This window comes from Sorangium sp. So ce128, assembly GCF_051525245.1.
In the GTDB taxonomy this organism is placed as follows: Bacteria; Myxococcota_A; Polyangia; order Polyangiales; family Polyangiaceae; genus Sorangium; species Sorangium cellulosum_B.
Genome location: NZ_CP150313.1, coordinates 3,884,832 through 3,904,596 on the forward strand (window position 1 = coordinate 3,884,832; position 19,765 = coordinate 3,904,596).

General features: G+C 71.1%; 10 protein-coding genes. 5 read left to right on the forward strand and 5 right to left on the reverse strand.

Translation table 11 applies throughout. From position 1 onward, the window contains the following. Positions 1–80 precede the first annotated feature (80 nt). On the forward strand, positions 81–1,280 hold the full coding sequence (locus WME82_RS15025; RefSeq protein ID WP_438043387.1) for a hypothetical protein: 1,200 nt from the start codon (positions 81–83) through the stop codon (positions 1,278–1,280). Positions 1,281–1,436: 156 nt separating this feature from the next. Here the strand turns inward: WME82_RS15025 and WME82_RS15030 are convergent, their stop codons facing one another. From WME82_RS15030 to WME82_RS15040, 3 genes are all read right to left on the reverse strand, one after another. Continuing rightward, complete coding sequence (locus tag WME82_RS15030; protein WP_437871865.1) at positions 1,437–2,804, reverse strand: MFS transporter; 1,368 nt, start codon at positions 2,802–2,804, stop codon at positions 1,437–1,439. A 717-nt stretch (positions 2,805–3,521) separates the two neighbouring features. Continuing rightward, positions 3,522–4,235 (reverse strand): formylglycine-generating enzyme family protein, encoded by a 714-nt coding sequence (locus tag WME82_RS15035; RefSeq protein WP_438043388.1) that lies wholly within the window; start codon positions 4,233–4,235, stop codon positions 3,522–3,524. Further along, positions 4,232–4,714 carry a CoA-binding protein gene (locus WME82_RS15040; RefSeq protein ID WP_438043389.1) on the reverse strand — a complete coding sequence of 161 codons (483 nt, stop codon included), beginning with the start codon at positions 4,712–4,714 and terminating at the stop codon, positions 4,232–4,234. Before WME82_RS15040 ends, WME82_RS15035 begins: the two co-directional genes overlap by 4 nt. Positions 4,715–5,280: 566 nt before the next feature. On the opposite strand from WME82_RS15040, the gene WME82_RS15045 reads away from it, so the two are divergent. The 4 genes from WME82_RS15045 to WME82_RS15060 all read left to right on the forward strand — a co-directional run bounded on the left by WME82_RS15045 (position 5,281) and on the right by WME82_RS15060 (position 10,646). Then, complete coding sequence (locus WME82_RS15045) at positions 5,281–6,300, forward strand: hypothetical protein (RefSeq protein WP_438043390.1); 1,020 nt, start codon at positions 5,281–5,283, stop codon at positions 6,298–6,300. A 14-nt stretch (positions 6,301–6,314) separates the two neighbouring features. Then, positions 6,315–7,967, forward strand: coding sequence for a hypothetical protein (locus tag WME82_RS15050; protein WP_438043391.1), 1,653 nt, complete (start codon positions 6,315–6,317; stop codon positions 7,965–7,967). A gap of 37 nt (positions 7,968–8,004) precedes the next feature. Continuing rightward, positions 8,005–9,546, forward strand: a complete 1,542-nt coding sequence (locus WME82_RS15055; protein ID WP_438043392.1) for a hypothetical protein — start codon at positions 8,005–8,007, stop codon at positions 9,544–9,546. Between the two features lie 113 nt (positions 9,547–9,659). Continuing rightward, positions 9,660–10,646, forward strand: coding sequence for a tetratricopeptide repeat protein (locus WME82_RS15060; RefSeq protein ID WP_438043393.1), 987 nt, complete (start codon positions 9,660–9,662; stop codon positions 10,644–10,646). 127 nt (positions 10,647–10,773) lie between these two features. On the opposite strand, the gene WME82_RS15065 is transcribed toward WME82_RS15060, so the two are convergent. Together WME82_RS15065 and WME82_RS15070 are read right to left on the reverse strand one after the other, a co-directional pair. Then, positions 10,774–12,726: a metallophosphoesterase gene (locus WME82_RS15065; RefSeq protein WP_438043394.1), complete on the reverse strand. Its 1,953-nt coding sequence runs from the start codon at positions 12,724–12,726 to the stop codon at positions 10,774–10,776. After that, positions 12,723–19,637 carry an eIF2A-related protein gene (locus WME82_RS15070; RefSeq protein ID WP_438043395.1) on the reverse strand — a complete coding sequence of 2,305 codons (6,915 nt, stop codon included), beginning with the start codon at positions 19,635–19,637 and terminating at the stop codon, positions 12,723–12,725. The genes WME82_RS15065 and WME82_RS15070 overlap by 4 nt, the downstream gene beginning before the upstream one ends. Positions 19,638–19,765 lie beyond the last annotated feature (128 nt).

Genomic DNA, 19,765 nt, shown 5'->3' on the forward strand with positions numbered 1-19,765 from the left:
GAGCACGACCGGTGTACCATGACCCGATGGTGCAAGGGGCAACCCCACCATGGCAGGCAAAGCGACGCTGAGGGCGAACGATGAACGACAGGGAGCTCGAGGCCGCGCTGCGGCGTGATCCGACCGACGCGCAGGCCTGGCTCGCGTACGCCGAGACGTTGAGCGCGGCGGGTGATCCGCTGGCTGAGTTGATCGAATGGGAGCGGCGGGCAAGAGCCGACGAGGCGGGAGCGTGGCAAGCGCGGCGGAGGGCGCGGGACGAGCTGCGCGGGGCGTGGGGACTGAGCGACAAGGATGGGGTCGACGGCGAGTTCGAGTGGGGGTTGTTCAGGGCGCGTCGGGTGAGGAAACATCATGCGGCGTGCCTGTGGCGTCTGACCCGAGTACGGTTGCTGGACGCGAGCTCGCTGGAGCTCGAGCAATTGCCGCGCGCTGAGCTGGAGGAGTGCCTGGCTGCGCTCGAGTCGTTGAAGCCGCGACGGCTGCTGTTGTCCGATGCCTTGCTCGACGCAGGGGATGCGTTGACGCTGGCGCGAGCTCCCGCGGCGACGATGCTGCGGCAGCTCGTGTTGGAAGCGAGCGGCGCGAGCTTCGAGGGGGACGCCGTGATGGGGGAGTTTGCTCGCGTGCTGCCCAAGGAGGAGCTCGAGCAACTGGGGCTGTGGAATCTGCGGATCGGGGATGCCGGGCTGGAGGCTCTGCACGGCGCGGGTGCCTGGCCGCGATTGCGGCACCTGTCGTTGGGCTTCAACGAGCGGGTGTTGAGCGGGTCGCTGTGCACGCTGTTCGAGGGCGCACGCTGGCCTCGGTTGGACCGGCTGGCGCTCGGCTGCGGTGAGGTGGATGCCAGCATGATGCCGCGCCTGTCGGGTCTGCCGCTGGCGGCACGGCTGCGCTCGCTGAGCTTGTGGGGAACTCCGGCGGGCCCGGCGTTCTGGCGTGACCTGGCGGAGAGCGCGAGCTGGGCCTCGCTGCAGCGGCTGAACGTGGAGGAGAGTGACTTCGATGACGCGGCCGCGTACGCGTTGAGTCACGCTCGAGATCGGTCGCTCGAGCTGCTCATGTCATTCTTCACGCCGCTCGGCGCGGACGCGGCGCTGTCGCTTCTGCGCGGCGAGGGGCTGCCGAACTTGCGGCTGCTGGCGAACATCACCTCCGCGACACCCGAGCAGACGGCGGCGCTGCGCGGCTTTGGTCAGCGGTTCACGCTGGGCAGTGTTCACGACTGCGGAACGCCTCAGTGGATCGTGCGCGATCACTTTCAGATGGATCAGTGGTAGCTTCTCCGGGGCCGCGTCGGGGTCGAGCCGCGTGACGAGGACCGTCCGGGCGCTCGACTGGGGGTTGCGGAGGCCGATTACGAGGCGCCCTGCGCTCCCTCCGACGGGCGACGCCGCGAGCCCCTCGATGGTTCGCGGCGGTCGCCTCGAGAGTGCTCAGCTCGCGCGCGCGAGGCCGACCGTGGCCGGGGCGCCGCTCTGGGCGAGGCGCTCGGCGAGGGCCTTGTCGTAGAGGGCCTGTTCGCTGGCCTTGTGGGCGGCCGTGAAGCGCACCAGGATCGCGCACACAGACGAGACGAGCGCGGCGAAGCCCAGCACCGCAAAGCAATCCTGGGTGTCGCCGACCGCCTTGAGCAGGAAACCCGCCGCGACCGCGCCGACGTTGCCGCCCGCTCCCACGATACCTGCGACGCCGCCGAGCGCCTTGCGATCGATGAAGGGCACGAGCGCGTAGGTGGCGCCGCAAGCCATGTGCGTGAAGAGCCCGAAGACGATCATCGCGAGCACCGCCATCCCCGCCGTCTGCATGCGGGAGAACCAGAGCAGGCCGAGCCCCTCGCCGACCATCAGCGCGAACAGGAGGGTCGTGCGGGCGTCCAGGCCCTTCCGGTGTGCCAGCCGATCGGAGAGCATGCCGCCCACGGCGCGGGCGAACAGCGCCAGGAGCCCGAAGCTACCCGCGGCCATGCCCGCGGTCTGGAGATCCAGCTTGAAGCGGTCCACGAAGTAGCTGGCGGCCACGTTGTGCACGAAGAGCTCGATCCCGAAGCAGGCCCCGTACGTGATGAACAACATCCAGGACCGGTAGTTGCCCATCGCCGCCTTGAAGATCGCCCATCCGCCCTTCTTCCCGCCCTCGATCTCGACGCCCGCCGCGCGAAGGTCCTTGTAGTTCCCTTGCGGGCAGTCCTGGGTGTACTTCCAGTAGAGGACCGCGACGACGAGCATGAGCGCGCCCGGCACCACCATCGCGAGGCGCCAGCCGAGCGATGAGCTGACACCCAGGCTCAGCACCGCCGCGAGCACCCAGGGCATGGTCGACTGCGTGACCCCCCCTCCGGCGTTGCCCCAGCCCGCGCTGGTGGCGTTCGCGGTGCCGACCACGTTGGGAGCGAACATGACGGACGTGTGATACTGCGTGATGACGAAGCTCGCGCCGATCATGCCGATCAGCAGCCTGAAGAACAGGAAGACCTCATAGCTCTGCGCGAGCGCGATCCCGAGCACGGGGATGGCGCCGAGCGCGAGCAAGCACGTGTAGGTCGCCCGCGGGCCGTACTTGTCGCAGAGCGGCCCGATCACCAGACGCCCCGCCACCGTGATTCCCACGGCGGCGATGTTGATGTTGGCGATCTGCTCCTTGGTCAGCCCGAATTCGCCCTTGATGACCGGCATCAGCGGTGCCACCGCGAACCACGCGAAGAAGCAGGCGAAGAACGCCAGCCAGGTCAGGTGGAATGCGCGCATCGCTGGAGTCGACAGCGAAAATAGCTCGATCTTGGTCGCCTTGGTAGCCTGGGTCATGGGTCCTCGTAAGTTGCAAGTTCTGAAGGACCTCGCGGTGCGGCGATCGAGGCCTCAGGACGGATTCATAAAACAAGGACCGTAAATGAATCGTAAATCGTATGTTTCCGGTCGATGTCGAGCCCAAAATAGGTTGTAGACCGTATGTTTCCGGTCGATGTCGGACGCCAGATGGGTTGCAGATCGTGTGTTTCCGGTCGATGTCGGACGCCAGATGGGTTGTAGACCGTATGTTTCCGTTTGATGTCTGCGCCGTGCCCATCACGGCACGCGAGGCGCGGTCAGGGCGCCTGCTGGTCAGCCATCGCGATCGGCGGACAGGCGTGCGCGAGGCGCGTCGGGCTTTCGCCTGCGTCAGACGCGCTCGTCTTGCTGGCGCCGCTCACGAGGTGTGCCGGGGGGATGCCGGTGATGGCGACCGTCACCCAGCCGGCAACAACCTCGACCAGCCGGGCCGCAACCAGAGCGCGGGGCCATGCATCGTACGGCCGCGGCCGGGAGAGGCGGGGATGAAGGATACGGCCTGACCCAAGGCATGCCAGGCGCCAGCCGGGGCCCACGCAGGATGAGGGCGTCGCCACGCGGACGGCACGAGCGTGCCGTGGACCCGCGGAGGATCGCGCCCGCCGCCGCGGCCCTGCTCGGCGTCCCGCACCTCTCGGCATCCCCGCCCCCGCCGACTTCACGCGATCTGCCTTCGTCCTGACAGCGTTCGCGTCAAACAGTCGAGACACAGAGGCGAAAGCCGATCGTTGTATGTCGCGCGACCTCGTGGCTCCAGTTGCGGTACGCCGACTGGAGCCTGCTCTCGATGCTGCGCCAGCACCCGCCGCGCAGCGGGCGCACCCGCGTCGCGCCGCCCACGCGCGGATCGCGGCCGAGGCGCATTCGTTCGAGGTGCGCGTCCGCGCGAAACGCGTCCAGGCACCAGCTCCAGACATTGCCGGCCATGTCGTGGCAACCAAAAGGGCTCGCGCCGGCCGGGTGCGCGCCTATCGGGCTCGGCCCGCCGCGATTCCAGTCTTCGGCGAAGCAGGCGCGCCGTTCGTCCGGGGGATCGTCTCCCCAGGGATACCGCCGACCATCGAATCCGCGCGCGGCGAGCTCCCATTGCGCCTCCGTGGGCAACGTCCCACCGGCCCAGGCGCAATACCGCAGGGCTTCCGCGTAGCTCACGTTCACCACGGGCCGATCGGGCGCGTCGAGCTCTGCCCGGCCCGCGGAGGGCAGCGCCGAGGCGCCCGTCGCCTCGACGAAGACATTGTATTCGGCGCGGGTGACCGGGTGCGCGCCGAGCCAGAAAGGGGACAGCTCGACGCGATGCGGCGGGTTTGGCGCCTCGGACTCGAAGATCGGATCTTGGCCCATCGTGAAGGTGCCGCCAGGGATCCACACGAGGCCGGGAGGCGTCGAGCGTGGGGCTGTTGTCATGGCGTCCGCGAGCCCGCCGCCGAGCGTTGTGCTTCGAATGGCTCGATGGAAGGCCACATCGACGCGCGCCGGCAGCCGATACAATCCTCCGCGACCGGAATCCCGGCGTCGAGCAGCCTGCGCGCCGCCGAGAGCTCGAGCAGCCCGGATTGGAACCACACCAAAGACGGACGCAACACGAGCGCATCCTCGACGTGGGGCACGAAATCCTGGGGCTTGCAGAAGACGTTCAGCACGTCGAGCGGCGTGGGAAGCTCGATCAGGCGGCGGCGGACGGGCACACCGAGGATCTGGGTCGCCTCGGGATAACGGGTCGGGACGGGGAGGATGTGGTAGCCGACCTTCTGGAGGTAAAGCGGGATCTGGTGCGCATCGAGGTCCCGGCGGCTCTCCGGCTTGATACCCAGGACCGCGATCGAGCGCGCATTCCTGAGCGTCCGTTCCATGTCCACGGTGCCGAGTAGAGGTACGTCGAGCATGTTCTTCGCCGCGGAGAAGATCTAGCATGCGCGACGTCGTCCTGGACCTGCGTGATCTCCTCGATGAAGATTCTCTCCATCGCCGTCGCGATCTCCGCGCTGAATGCAGCCAGGGCGCCACCGGCAACCCGAGCAGCCGAGGGGCGGTCGATCGATGAGGCCATGGGTGACACCGAGGCTTCGGTCAGAGGAGAGCAGGAAGACCACGTCACGAGGGGACAGCGGAGCCGAGCAAGAGGACGCCGGAGCTGCGCACCGGGGGGGTCGATCACGCGCAGGCATCGGGTCATGGTAATGTAGGACACCAAAATGGGCGAGACCCCTTTGAGCCGCGGCTACCCACGATGGCATTGCGGTTTCGGGTGATATTTTCTCGTGAAGAGGGGCAAGGACATGAGGATTCTTGCTGATTGACGCGGCGCAGTGAGCGTGAGTACGGTGACCGCATGCGTTTCATGGCGCATCTTTGCTCGGTTCTTCTCACGCTCGGGGCTGCGACAGGCTTCACGAACTCGGCCCGCGCAGACGGTATCCAGTCGAAGGCGAGACCGAGCAACGGATCGACGGTGAAGGACCTTGTTCGTCGTGGTCAGCGAGCGCGCGATGCCGGGCGGTGGACAGAGGCCTATGCCGCCTACAAGGCGGCCTTCGAGGCGGCAGACCCGGCATCCAGCACGGGGCTAGAGCGCGCGGAGATCGCCGGGGAGCTCGGGCTGTGCGAGCTCGCGCTGAACCGGCACCGTGACGCGGCCGAGCACCTGGCCTGGAGCCTTTCGCAGCTCGAGGCGCTCCCTTTGCCGCTGCAGCGAAGGTTCGAGGTCGGGCGACGCAAGGCGGAGTGGAACGTGACAGTGCTGCGTCTGAACGTGGATCCGCCGGACGCCGAGGTGCTCGTCGACGGCAAGCCGATCGGCCGGTCCGCGCGGACTTACGTGCTCTTCTTGGAGCCGGGCGAACACATGGTGTGGGCCCGAGCGCCCGGCTGTGAAAACGCGCTCCATATCGTCGGCGCCGTGGCAGGCGCGAAGCACGAGATCGTGATGCATTTGCCGCGCACGTCGGCGAGCGCGTCGGCGGGTGATGCCGAGGAGGGCGCGCCGGTGTCACCGAACGAAGCGCCGCGAGCCCCGAGCGCTCCGGCGGCTGCGCGGACGGGCTCCCCAGCCCATGGCCTCCCCAGCCCATGGGCCTCCTGGCCGGGGACGGCGCGGATCGGCGGTATCGCCGTGACGACGGCGACGGCAGCGGCCGGTGCGGTCTTTCTCCTGCGCGCTCACGTCGTTCATGGCGACCTGCGCGAGGGGGACGCCGCGCGCCGCGCGCGGGGATGGACGTCGCACACCTGCCGGGAAGCGAGCGCCCCCGCGGCGTGCGCCGGCATTCACGATCAGGTGAACGAGCGGGCTCTGTTCGCCACCCTCGGCAAGGTGTCGCTGGTGACGAGCGCCGTGTTCGGCGTGGCGACGGCGGCCTCCTTCTTCACGGAGATCGCCGTCTTCGACGCAGGGCCGAAGGCCGCTGGCGTCCGCGTCGTACCTACGGCGACGAGCGAACGGGCAGGGGTGCTTCTCGAGGGAGCGTGGTGAAGCGGGGCGAGGTCATGCGTTCCAGAGCTGGCGCCGTGGGTCGCGGTCGAGCGGTTCTCCGCTCGCTGGTGTCGATCGCGCTCGGTATGACCGGCGCGGCCGGCAACACGGGGTGCTACTCGGACAGCTGCGCGGATGACTACCTGTGCGAGGTTCCGCCGCCGGAGCCGTCTCCTTGTGATGGGGATCCGGCGAAGGCGGCGGCGCTCGACATGTGCGGCGTGTTCGTCGGCGAGCAGGGCGACGACGAGAGCGCCGGCACGAAGGACGCGCCCGTGAAGACGTTGCAACGTGCGATCCGGCTCGCCGCGAATGGGCGAGGGGGCGGTGAGGCGCCGACCCGGCGCGTGTACGCCTGCGGTGGGGTGTTCGAGGAGGCGATCTCGCTTCCCCAGGGAGTCGACCTCTGGGGCGGCCGCCTGTGTGCGGGCGGCGACTGGTCCTATGGAGGGCCGCTCGACGGGCAGAGCGCGCTGACCGTCATCGCGGCGCCGGTGGGGATCCCGGTGCGGGTCCTCGGGCGGGAAGGCGCGGTCATCGCGGGGGACGACGCGACGTCGGTGATCTTCGGCGTGCGCGCCGTGGCGGCGGACGCCTCCGCGCGCGACGGCAAGTCGTCGATCGCGATGATCCTGGAGCATGGGGCCAGGGCGATCGTGCGGAAGAGCGAGATCCTCGCAGGCGACGGCAAGGATGGAGAGCCGGGCGAGGACGCGCCGAGCTTCCGCGCGAATGCCGGCGTGCTGGGGAACGCCGGCGTGGACGCCTGCACGGCGAACGTGGCGCTGGGCGCGCTTCCGGTCGTGACGGTGTGCGACGATGGCATCGAGTCGACGGGTGGCCAGGGGGGCGATGGAGGCATCGAGACGGGCGGCGATGGGACGCCAGGCCAGCCGGAACCGGTCGGGACTCCGGACAACCGCGGCCTGGCTGGCACCGGCGCGTCCGGCATGCCGTGCGGTGATGGAGGCCGCGGCGCAAACGGCGCCCCCGCGGAGCGCGCTGCGGGAGCGGTTGGCGCTGGCCTCATGGGCGTCGACGGATGGGTCGGCGTCCGCGGTAAAGACGGGGAGAAGGGCGGCGTAGGCCAGGGCGGCGGCGGGGGTGGGGGCAGCTACTCGCGCAGCCGCACGTTCGCGTGTCCAGCAGGTCGGCCCCAGGCCGGTGCCGCCGGTGGATCAGGCGGCAGCGGCGGCTGCGGTGGCAAGGGCGGCCAGGGGGGCGGCTACGGCGGCGCGAGCATCGGGATCGTGGCCTTGCAGGGGAGCGACCTCACGGTCGATGCCAGCACGGTCCTCGGGGCCAAGGGCGGCGATGGCGGGGTCGGCGGAACGGGCCAGCCGGGCGGCGGCGGGTCAATGGGCGGTTACGGTGGAAGGTCCCCTGCGGGTTCAGGTGACATGTGGCCCGCGTGCCGCGGCGGCACCGGAGGCGACGGCGGTCGCGGGGGCGATGCCGGTGGCGGGCACGGCGGCCACTCGCTCGGCATCGGCTCCTTGGGCGCCTCCGTGGCCATCTTGGAGCATGCGACGGTCTTGCCCGGACAAGCCGGCGAGGGAGGTATCGGCGGCAATGCAACCCTGGAAAGCGGGCTCGGCGAGGGGGAACGCGGGATTGCGCAGTTCTGGTACCGGTTCGATGCGCCAGCCCCGGAACCACCTCGATGAATCGCCCTGTGCTGGCGGCGCCCGTCAGGAGACGCACATGAAAAAGAGCACCGCGGCGGCCTTGGTCCTTCTGCTGTCCCCTTGGACGACCGGCTGCGGAACTGCACCTGACGTGAACGACCCTGGCGTGACGCCTTGTGAAGGCACCTCCTGCGCGGACGAGCCGCCCCCGGAGTCGGTCTGCGTCGAGCACATCGCCGCCGACATCCTCGACGACGGCTGTGGCGTGTTCGTCGCCGGAAACTACGGCGGCGGCGACGACGGGAACCCCGGCACGAAGGCGAAGCCGGTGTTCACCGTCGAGCGCGGCGTCGAGCTCGCGCGCACTGGACGAGGGCGGGTGTTCATCTGCAATGACGGATTCGAGGTGCATCAGATCCTACTGCCCTCCGGCGTGGACCTCCTCGGAGGCTTCCACTGCCGGCGATGGGATCGCGACCCCCGAATCCCGCGGTCCACGTTCTTTCACGCGCCGATCTTCGACCCCATGGTGATCGTCGAGCCGGCGGGCCCCGAGGACACGGGGGCCGCAGACGGGGTGTCGACGCTCGCCGATCTCAACGTCTGGGCGTTTGGCCCGCTCGGCGCGCTCGTTCAATCCAACACGGCGGTGGAGATCCTGCGCAGTGAGATCCTCGCAGACAGTGCGCTGGAAGGCACCGATGGCGAGGAGTGGCCTCGGTACAGCCCACCGGACGGACCGGATGGTACGTTCGCCAGGGACGCGTGCTCGGCGGCCGTCGTCGCCGGCGGGGATGCGGCCGTGAACCGGTGCGAGAGCGGACACACGAGCATCGGCGGCAAGGGAGGCGACGGGCTGCCCGACAGCGCCGAGGATGGAGCCGACGGCGAGCCCGCCTCCGTGCGGGACCCTTCGCCCGCGGGGCTTGGTGGTACCGGCGAGCTGGGCGGGGTCCTCTGTTACGACGGGTCCAACGGGGGCCCAGGGGCGCCGGGGACGCAGGGCGCACCCGGTGGGGGCATCGGGCGTCTCACCGAGACTGGGTGGGAAGGCGACACGGGGGGCGAGGGGACCTGGGGCACCCCGGGCCAGGGGGGCGGTGGCGGCGGCGGTCGCCGGGGCGGGCTTGCCGTGTGCGGCGCGGCTTCCAAGGGAGGCGCGGGAGGAGGCTCGGGCGGGGCCGGCGGTTGCGGAGGCCGGGGGGGACGCGGGGGAGCGAACGGAAATCCAACCATCGGCGTCCTCGCGCTTCACGCCCGGGTGACCGTGCGCGACAGCGTGATCGAGACGGCCGCCGGCGGCCAAGGCGGTGACGGCGGGCCACCCCAGGAAGGCGGCCGAGGCGGCCGAGGCGCACCGGGCGCCGCCGAGGCGGACGTCTTTCAGGGCTGCCTGGGTGGCAGGGGTGGCCAAGGAGGGCCCGGCGGCTACGGCGGCCCCGGGCGCGGCGGCGACTCGATCGGCGTCGCCTACCTCGACGAGGATCAGCTCACGCTCGAGGGCGTCACCTTCGATATCGGACAGCCAGGCAAGGGCGGCACCAGCTGGAACCACGACGGCAGCACGACGGAGGGCGAGAGCGGCAACGCCGTCGAGACGTTTCGGTTTCCTGAATAGCGATGTGCTGCAGCGCGACCTCGTCGGCGATGTGCCCGAGCTCGGTCCGGTGGACAGGAGCGGCGCCGAGCTCGCCGACATGCGTCCGCCAGGTGCGCTATCCTCGCAGCACCATGGAACGCTCACCTGACTGGCTCTCCCCATGCACCGACGCCATCGACCTGGCCGCGCAAGATGCAGAAGCCCTTGAGACCCACCTGCTGACGAGCCCGAACGACGTCGAAGCACGCGTAAAGTTGCTCGGGTTCTATTTCAGGAACCAAGATGATGACGCCCGGCGCCGACGGATAGATCACGTTCGATGGCTAATCGCTCATCACCCAGAAATCAGCCTGGCGGCGTTCGCGCGCATCGCTCCGCATGAATGCCCGGACGCGTACAATGAGGGAAAGCGCCTCTGGTTGAGCGCGGTGTCCAACCATCCCAACGATCCCGCTATTCTCAGGAATGCCGGGAGATTCCTTTCGATCGAAGATCGAGATTTGGCCGAAGAACTGTACAGGCGAGGAGCCACAGTCGAACCGGATACGTCAGACTGGCGAGAGCTCCTGGGAGGGCTGTGCTTCCTTTCCAGCATTGGTGCCACATCGCGCGAAGAACGTGTGCGACTTGCGCGAGAGGCACTCGCGGAATACGAGGCGGCGCTCACGCTTGAGCGCTCTGCGCTTGGAGCGTTCGGAATTCTCATCGACATCGCAAGGGTGGCAGTCCTGTCCGAGGACTACGAACGGGCGACCGAAGCCGCAGAGCGACTGCTCTCCGATGCCACGGATCATGTGGACACATTTGAGTACGGAAATGCCGTGCATTACGCACACGTCGTTCTAGGAAAGGTCGCGATGGCACGCAGCGATTCAACCAGCGCAGTAGAACATCTCCAGGCCGCTGGTGAGGTCCGCGGCTCGCCGCAGCTTAACGCATTTGGGCCCGATTTTGAGCTCGCATCCCAGTTGTTTTCCATCGGGCATCGGGGCGCTGTTCTCTCCTACATCGACGGCTGCAAGAGGTTCTGGGAGAGCGGCGCGTCAGTGCTTGAAAAATGGGCGCTCGCCATCGAGCGCGGCGAAACGCCAGATTTTGCTGAGCGCTGGGCGACCTGACCAACACCGCAATCGCAAAGCGGCTAGACGCCGGCAGCCGGGGAACCACATGCATTGACGCCGGCGCTGACGCTGCGGTTTGCGTGTTCGCGCGCTCCTGCTGCGAGCGCGCTCCCCCGCCGCGGCGCTACTTCCCCGGCGCGAACGGCCCCATCGACGCTCGCCGCGTCCAGATCGCGCCCTCTCTCACCAGGCGCCTCACGTGGATGTGATAGCCGACCTCGCCGCCCACGCCGTCGCGCGCTATCTCGATCTCGTTGTAGCCGTTGTGCTCCTGCACCTCCCGGCTCGAGAGCGACGGCGCCGCGGCGATACGGATCGTCCAGTCCTCGTGCCGCTCCGGCCATTGCTCCTTGCCGAACCAGCCTGTGTGGCTGTGGCCGTGGAGCACCAGGCAGAACTCCTTGTGGGCCAGCGCGTCCTTCACCTCACCGGCGTTGATCAGGCCGCCGAAGCGGGCGAGCTCGGTGGACGGCAGCGGGGACACCGGGTGATGGAGGACCGCGATCCGGATCGGCGCGTGCCACTGCGCCCTGCGCAGGCGCTGGAGATCCGCGTTGTGGACCAGACCGGGATCGATGCGCGCCACGTGGTCGCGCAGCGCCGCCGCGCGCTCCGCGTCCGGCTCCTCCAGGGCGCCTTGCCGCAGGCGGCCGATGAGCGAGAGGAGCTCGTCCCGGACCGGATCCTCCTCCTCCTGGCCGCCGAACTCCGCCGATCCGAGCAACGCGAACTCCACCCCGAGATCCGCATACCGCGCCACCGCGAGCGCCCGCGTCGCCGGCGGCTCCTCGAGCGGCGGCCGCGCGCAGCGCGGGTGATCGCCGAACGCCCGCGCGAAAGGCACGTGGCGCGCCTGCGTCCCGGCCTGCGCGGGCCCCGTCGCCTGCCGCCAGTCGACGTCGTGATTGCCGCCCACGAGCAGCACGTTGGGCTCGTCGGGCGGGAGGCGAGGGTGAGTGGCGAGGTGCCTGGAGACCTGATCGAGCCAGCGGCGGGCCTCGGCGTACTGGTCGTCGTCGGCCCACTCGGCGACGTCACCGGACACGACGAGCAGGTGCGGCGCGCGGCCGGCCGCGGCGAGCTCGGCGACGTGCTCGACGTAATGATCGCAGACGCGCGGGGGGCCCAGCCCGCCCTTCATGCTGTTGCCGTGCGGGTTCCTCTCCTTGACGTCGACGCGCTCGGCGGATTTCGGGCCGAAATGGATGTCGGAGACATGGTGGATCCGCAGCGGGCACAGGTTCGCTTCGAGGATCGGATCGGCGAGCACGGGGCGCCCGCCGCGGCGCTCCACGAGGCCGCAGCGCTCGAGCAGATCGACGTGCTCGTCGCGAGGCGCCGCGCCGCGCGCGATCTCGCGGAGCACGCTCCGCTGCGCGTCGGTCAGCCCGTCCTCGAACACGGCGCGGTGGTAGGCGAATTCCATGCGCTCGCTGCTCACGCGCGCCGTTCGCAGGAGCGCCCATGGGGTGTTCGCCAGAGCGGGAGATTGCTCGGCGAGCTCGAAGACGAGCTCGAGCAGGAAGGGATTCCGGCGCCAGCTGGCGGGCAGGTCGGGGAGGAGCGCCTTCGACACCGCGGTGCGGGCGAGCTTGAGCGCCTCGCTGTGCGTGAGGGGATCGAGGAAGCGCATGTCCCGCGAGCAGACGAGCCCGGCGTCGCCGGAGGCCGCGCGCTCGAGCGCGATCCACTCGGCGGGGCTCATCGCCAGGAAGATCCTTGTGTTGTTCGTGTAGAGGTCGACGCACCAGCGCAGGAAGGCGCTCGCGTCGCGCGGGCTGCCGCCTTGGCCGGCGAGCTGCGGCTCATCCAGGAGGAGCGTTGTCCCCGGCGGCACGCTGGGGAGCGCCCGGCCGAACTTGCGGAGGTCGAGGTAACGCACGCTCGTCTTGTCGGCGAGGCCGAGGTGGTGCTCGAGCGCCCTGAGCGTCCACGTCTTCCCGGCCCTGCGGGCGCCGACGAGCGGCCATATCACGCCGTTCACCGGCAAGGACTGCAAGAGATCCAGGAGCTGCGCGTGATTGCGGACATCGCGTTCCGGTGCGTAGGGTCGCCTCACGTCGAAATCGCGCGTCACGGCTCTCTCCTTGGCTCCCTGGCCACCCGGCGAATCCAGTCGAAGAACGGCGGATCCGCCAGCCATGCGCCGAGCGCATCGCAGAGGCCCGCGTCGCAGAGGACGGCGACGTCCTCCGAAGGCAGCCTGCGCACCTCGGGCAGCGCCGCGTCGGGGGCGCCGCGGAGGGCGCCGAGCACGGCGCGCGCGCGCCGGGGCAGCTCGGCCCAGCGCGGGCGGAAGAAGGCCGCGTCGCGGTCGAGCAGGAGGCGCTGCTCGTAAAGCTCGCGCACGCCGGCGCGCTCGACCAGGGCGCGGCGCTGGCCTGCGCGGACGGCCTGGACGAGGGCATAACCCATCACCTGGAGATAGAACGGCCACGGGCCGCAGAGCTCGACGATCCAGCGGGCTGTGCGCTCGGCCTCCACCGCGACGTCGGGAGGAGCGGTGTCGACGAGGAAGCGGATCGCGTCCGCCTCGGAGAGCGGACCGAGGTTGATGGGGGTGACGTCGTTGCCGAACGAGGAGCCCGGGGCGGCGGCGAAGGCGTGCTCGACGATGGTGACCCAGTCCCAGTGCGAGCCGACGAGGACCACGCTGGTCCTCTCCTGGCCGACGGCGCGGAGCCAGGCGAAGACGGTGGCGTCGGCCTGGTGGAGATTGGCGACCTCGTCGAGGAGCAGGACGGCGTTCCCGGCGCTGGAGAGGCGGTCGCGGAGGGTGAGCGCGGGGGTGACGTCGGACTGGAGAGAGGGGTCGAGGAAGACGGCGAGATCGTCGGCGGTGCGAAGGGGAGAGGCGCGGCCCTCGAGAGAGCGGTGGTGGACGGCGCGGGCAGGGGAGAGGCGCGCGGCGAGGTGGTGGAGGATGGAGGTCTTGCCCGAGCGGCGCGGGCCGCGGAGCACCGCGGGGCTGCGGCTGTCGATGAGGGCGAGGAGCTCCGCGAGGATGGGGGCGCGGCCCGGGAGGGCAGAAGCGTCGGTGAGGGCGGGGCCGGGCCGGAAGGGGTTCGTGAGGGCGTACGACCGCGAAGGGTCGGGCGCAGGGACGCTGTCCGTGGCGGCGCGCGGGGGCACGATGCTGGCGGCTCGCGGCGCCAGCGCCCCTGGAGCATCGGAGATGAAGCGCTCGTCGCCATCCCAGGGGACCCCGCCCGAATAGCCGTGCCGTGCGAGCTCCTCTGCGACGTTATCGCCGCTGAGGTCGCCGGCGAGGGCCGCGGCCACCTTGTCCGGACGCCCCAGGACGTCGCGGAAGCCGGCGAGGGGCAGGTAGAGTGTCGTCCTCGATTCGGGGCGGCGGAGCGCGAGGCGCGCCCGCTCGGGCTCCGCGCCGTCGAGCACGCAGAAACCCCCGGGCGTGCGCGCGAGCGCGGTCAGGCCGGCGGATACGAAGCAGGCGAGGAGCCTTCGCTGATCCGCGCTCCAGATCCGCACGGCGCCGTCGTGCCCCGCGCTCGCCAGGCGATCGCCGCGCGGCTGCCAGGCCATGGCCATGACCCTCCGCGTGTGGCCCTCGAGCCGGGCGATCTCGTCGCCGGTGCCCGCGTCCCAGAGCCGCACGGTGCCGTCGTGCCCCGCGCTCGCCAGGCGATCGCCGCGCGGCGCCCAGGCCACCGCCGTGATCCCGTGCGTGTGGCCCTCGAGCCGGGCGATCTCCTCGCCGGTGCCCGCGTCCCAGATCCGCACCGTCGTGTCGTCGCCCGCGCTGGCCAGTCGTTTGCCGCCCGGGCACCAGGCCAGGGCCTTGACGTCGCGCGTATGACCCTCCAGCAACGCGAGCTGTCTGCCGGTGTCCGGGTCCCAGATCCGCACCATCGTGTCGTGTCCCGCGCTCGCCAGCCGGCCGCCGTCCGGGTGCCAGGCCAGCGCGAGGACCCAGTCGGACTGACCCTCGAACCGAGCGAGGTTCTGGCCCGTGCTCGCCTCCCAGATGCGCACGCTGCCATCGTGCCCGGCGCTCGCCAGGCGGCCGCCGTCCGGGTGCCAGGCGACGGCCAGGACACCGTTCGAATGGCCCACGAGCCGCGCGAGCTCCTCCCCCTTGCTCGTGTCCCAGAGGCGGACCGTCTGGTCGTCTCCCGCGCTGGCCAGGCGGTTGCCGTCCGGGTGCCAGGCGAGGGCCAGCACCCAGTTGGAGTGGCCCTCGAGCTGCGTCAGCTCCTTGCCCGTGCCGGTGTCCCAGATCCGCAGCATCGAGTCGTTTCCCGCGCTGGCCAGGCGGTCGCCGTCCGGGTGCCAGGCGAGGGCCAGCACCCAGCTGGAGTGGCCCTCGAGCCGAGTCAGCTCCTTGCCCGTGCCGGTGTCCCAGATCCGCACCGTGTTTCCGTCACCCGCGCTCGCCAGACGCCTGTTGTCCGGGTGCCACGCCATGGCCCTGACCGAGTTGGTATGGCCCTCGAGCCGCGCGAGCTCGCTGCCGGTGCTCGCGTCCCAGATGCGCACCGTGCTCTCGTCGCCCGCGGTGGCCAGGCGCCTGCCGTCCGGGCGCCACGCCACGACCCGGACCCCGCTCGAACGGCGCTCGAGGCGGGCGATCTCGCCTCGCGTGCTGACGTCCCAGATGCGCACCGTGTTCCCGTCGCCGGCGATGGCCAGGCGCCTGCCGTCCGGGTGCCACGCCACGGCCGTGACCCCGCGCGCCTGGCCCTCGAGCCGGGCGATCTCCTTGCCTGTGCTCGCGTCCCAGATGCGCACCGTGCTCTCGACGCCCGCGGTGGCCAGGCGCCTGCCGTCGGGGTGCCAGGCCACGGCCCTCACCCAGTCCGCGTGTCCCTCGAGCCGGGCGACCTCCTCGCCTGTGCTCGTGTCCCAGATGCGCACGGTCCGGTCGTCGCTCCCGCTGGCCAGGCGCTCGCCGTCCGGGTGCCAGGCCACGGCCCTCACCCAGTCGGTGTGCCCCTCGAGTCGGGCGATCTCCTTGCCCGTGAGGGAGTGCCAGATCCGCACCGTCAGGTCGTATCCCGCGCTGGCCAGGCGCTGGCCGTCCGGGCGCCATGCCACGGCCAGGACCCAGTCGGAATGTCCTTCGAACCGGGCGAGCTCCATGCCGGTGTCCGCGTGCCAGAGGCGCACCGTCTGGTCGTACCCGGCGGTCGCGAGGCGCTGGCCGTCCGGCGACCATGCGAGCGTGTTGATCGTGCCAGTGTGTCCGGACACCAGGTCTGCGTGCGCCGAGGGCGGGGTCGCGGCGAGCCTGCGCGCGTGATCCAGGAGCGCCCCCCTGCCCGCGATGACGCAGGCGCTCAGGTCGGTCCCTTCGGCCAGCACGCCGTTCCAGCGGCACCCGGTCCACGCCGATTGCCGCAGGATGGCGCCGCTCAGCGTCGCCAGCTCGAGGATGGCCCCCTTCGCCTCGGCTTGCGTGAAGTCCGCCCGGTGCGCGATCGCGCGCCGGAGGATCGTCCCGTCGAGCTTCGCGCCGGAGAGCATCGCCCCGCTCAGCGCGGCTTCTGTCAGGTCGGCGCCGGAGAGGTCGGCGCCGGACAGGTTGGCGTCCCGCAAGTTTGCGCCCGCGAGGGGCGCGCCGCGCAGGTCCTCGCCGGCGAGCTGAACGCCTTGGAGATCTGCCCCTTCCGGGATCCATCCGGCCGTCTCCTCGGCCCATCGCGCGAGACCGAGCAGCAACCGGAGGGCGTTCTCGGCCGGCTCCCTCGTCGAAGGGGTCAGCTGCCGGTCCATCTTCAGGAACGACTGGACCGCGCGCACCGCCGCCGCGCGCCTCGGCTCGCCGAACGTCCTCAGGATCTCGCCCACGAACGCCGCGACCTCCCGCGTGATCGGCTTGGTCCGGAGCGCCTCGAGCGGCCGCTCGGCCAGCGTCGCCACCAGCGCGCGCGCCAGGAAGTATTCGAGGAACGCCTTGTGCGCGAAGCGGTATCCGTCGCTGCCCTCCTGCACGAGGAACGTCCCGCCCTGGATCTCCAGGAACGCGGCGCCCGCCGGCATGCCTTCGGGCAGGAAGCGAAAGAGCCGCGCGCGGACCGACTGCTGGAGCTCCTGCCAGGTGCACGCCGGCCGGCCGGACCGCCAGAGCTGCTCGGCGAGCGCCTCGGCGAACTCTTTCTTCTGCTCGTCGGTGAAGCTGTCGGGGTCGCCCTTTCGGGTATTGTCGAGCCACCGCTTCAGGTACGCCTCGTAGAGATCGGCGCGCCCGACCTTCGCCCCGGAGGCGAACTCGTCCAGCGTGGCCAGCACCATCCCGAGCAGCAGCGGCCGGTGCACGAGGTCCTTGAGGTCGTAGATCGCGGCGATGCGCGAGAGCGCCGCGGCGGCGCCGTCCTCGCCGCGGATCTGCCGCACGAGCTCGCGCACCTGCGCTTCGGTGAACGGCTGGACGGCGAACCGCCGTATCCCCGCGGACGTGCCAGGCGGCTGAGAAGACACGCCCTCGGCGCTGGTCTGGAGGTGCGCCTCGGCGGGGAAGTGGTCATCTCGGGAGGAGACGAGCACCTTGCCGCCGCCGGCCGCGACCTCCAGCAGGCTGGCGCGCCGCCCTGCGAGCTCGGAGGCCTCCAGGCGAGTCGCCATCTCGTCGAAGCCGTCGAAGCAGGGGACGACGAGCCGGTGGCGGATGAGCAGGCGCAGGGCGGCGCGGTTCGCGGGGAGGTCCTCGGCCCCGGCCGCCTGGAGCAGGAGCTGCTCCGGGCTCACGTGGGGCGAGGCGCTGGCGAGGTTGACGAGCACGGGCCTCGGCCCCTCGGGGGACGCCCACCGCCGCTCGGCCCACGCGGCGAGCGCGGTGGACTTCCCCAGGCCGAACTCGCCGAGCACGAGGGCGATCTTCTCGCCCGACGAGAGCCACGCGTCGAGGGCGCCGAGAAGGGGTGTGGGCTCGTCGCGCCCGTCGACGCAGGCTTCGGGCTCCACGAACCGTCCCGCGACCTCGCGCAGCCGCTGCTCGCGGAGCGCCGCGACGACGTCGCGCGCGCCGTCGAAGCGCGGTGACAGGAGCGCGATCCGCGGAGCCAGGGTGTCCTGCGGGATCGCCTCGAGCGCAGCGTTGACCAGACCCGACCGGACGGCGGCCGCGCGGAGCTTCTCCCGCGCTCGCCGGGGCTCTGCCCAGCGCTCGAGGCCCTCGATCCACAGCAAGGTCCACCCCTCGTCCCGGAGGGCCGCGACCATGAGCGTGCACCAGGTCGGCCGCTCTTCAGGCCAGACGCCGACCGCCGCCACGTGCTCCCACCCCTCGGCGAGCGCGAGCAGAAAGACGGTCTCCGCAGAGAGGATCTGGTGCTCGGAGAACCGCGGGGCGAGCTCCTCCTTGCTCGGCTCGGCGATGGGGCCCAGCGCCGCGCGGGCGCCGCCGGAGGCGCGCGGCGCGGCGTCGTCCATGGCGGCGCGGAAGTCGGATGGCTGTCGCTTGAAGGAGAGCACCCAGCCCAGGTGCAGCTGCGTTCCGAGCGCCGCCGGGGCGAGCCTTCGCGGCAGCTCGGCCCTCACGTCCGGCGGCAGCGTGCTCTCCCGCTCGTCGTCGCTCGCCTCCGGCGCGCCGCGCACCGCCTGCGCCACCGCGCCGAGCGCCGCCATGCCGTCGGGCGTCCATTCGCCGTTGCCCCGCTTCGCGTCCACCGCCTTGCGGAGCCGCGCCTCGACCTCCACGAACCCGGCCTCGCGCGCCTCCCGCTCGGCCATCCAGGCGAACACGACGTCGGCGGCCGCCCCCGCCGTCGCCGCGCGCAGCGCCTCGAGCGGCAGCACCTCGGCGGGGACGATGATCTCCCGGGTGAACTGCCTTATCTCCTCGACGCGGGTCAGCTTGTCGAGCTCGCCGTAGAGCCGGCGCAGCCGCCTCCCGCGCGCCGCCGCCCCGGACAGGGCGCCCGCGTTCAGCAGCACGTCGCGCGCCTCCTCGAGCCGCGCGACGAGCGTCTCGAGCGCCTCGTCGTCGTCGCGTCGGAGGAGCTCCCTCGCGCCGTCGAGCCACCGCGCATAGGCCTCTCCCGCGGGGTGCCCTCGGTACACGAGCGTCGCCTCGGCGACCGGCACGACCGGCGGCGGCGCGGCGGGGCGGGTGGAGCGAGCGAGGTGCGCGCTGGCCCGCTCGTACCGGAGGTCGACGTCGGCGACGATCACACCTTCGTCGCCTGGCTCGAGGTACCCCGCCCGGTCCGGGAACCGCCGCAGCTCGTGGGCCTCGGCCTCATCGACGTAGATCGATGTGCCGCCGCCTTCGGCGCCATCGCAATACAGCGTGGGCCGCCCGTACCGGCGCGCCTCTTCCCACACCGCTCCGGAGAGCTCTGGCAGCGTGGTGTGCGGCGTCGCGCTGGGCACGGCGAGGAAGCGGCACTCGCCGACGCGCTCGGCGATGGGCGCCACGTCGTGCGCGCCGTCCCGGAGCAGGAAATCGAGACAGGCCAGCGCGCCCATGGGGCCCGGGATCCCGTCCGGCATCTCCACGGGCGCCCAGGTCTCGCCCGGGCGCATCGTGCTCCGCTCCACCGCCGCCGTGGCTCGCTTCGCGTGCAGGCCGAGGAGCCGACCCCGATGCAGCACCGGGCACACCGACTGTCCGAGCGCGGGGAGCCCCGCGCCGAGGCGCTCGTAGATGCCGGAGCGGCGCGCCGCCCGATCCACCGAGTGCGTCCCCGCCACGACCACCATGTCGCCCGCCGCGTCGGCGACGCCGCCGAGGATCTCCCAGGGGATGCTGTACTCGGGAAACACCACGATCCTCGCCCCGTACTCCAGGCAAGCCGACAGCACCGCGCGGATCCGCGCGAAGAGCTGCGCGTCGTAGGTCTCGCGGATGCGCCGCCGGAGGGCCTCGAGCCTCGGCTTGATCGCGTCGGGCACATCGGCGCGCGCCGGGAGCAGCGAATCGGCTGCTGTCCTCGGATCGAAGAGCGGGTCCTCGAGCGGAGACCGCCGATCGACGATGATCGCCGGGTAATAGGCGAGCTGCGCGACAGCAACCCGTGTGTACATCGCTCCCCCCGCGGCTATCTGCATTCGTTTGCTCGCTCTCCGCCGAAGCTCGACGCGCGCGCTGCTCACCGCGGAGCGCCGCGGTACTCTACGTGAAATACGTGAACGGCGAGGGATACGACACCTCC

Coding starts and splice junctions, on each gene's coding strand:
- WME82_RS15025 (WP_438043387.1), top strand. CDS start 81: ATGAACGACAGGGAGCTCGAGGCCGCGCTGCGGCGTGATCCGACCGAC.
- WME82_RS15030 (WP_437871865.1), bottom strand. CDS start 2,804: ATGACCCAGGCTACCAAGGCGACCAAGATCGAGCTATTTTCGCTGTCG.
- WME82_RS15035 (WP_438043388.1), bottom strand. CDS start 4,235: ATGACAACAGCCCCACGCTCGACGCCTCCCGGCCTCGTGTGGATCCCT.
- WME82_RS15040 (WP_438043389.1), bottom strand. CDS start 4,714: ATGCTCGACGTACCTCTACTCGGCACCGTGGACATGGAACGGACGCTC.
- WME82_RS15050 (WP_438043391.1), top strand. CDS start 6,315: ATGCGTTCCAGAGCTGGCGCCGTGGGTCGCGGTCGAGCGGTTCTCCGC.
- WME82_RS15055 (WP_438043392.1), top strand. CDS start 8,005: ATGAAAAAGAGCACCGCGGCGGCCTTGGTCCTTCTGCTGTCCCCTTGG.
- WME82_RS15060 (WP_438043393.1), top strand. CDS start 9,660: ATGGAACGCTCACCTGACTGGCTCTCCCCATGCACCGACGCCATCGAC.
- WME82_RS15070 (WP_438043395.1), bottom strand. CDS start 19,637: ATGTACACACGGGTTGCTGTCGCGCAGCTCGCCTATTACCCGGCGATC.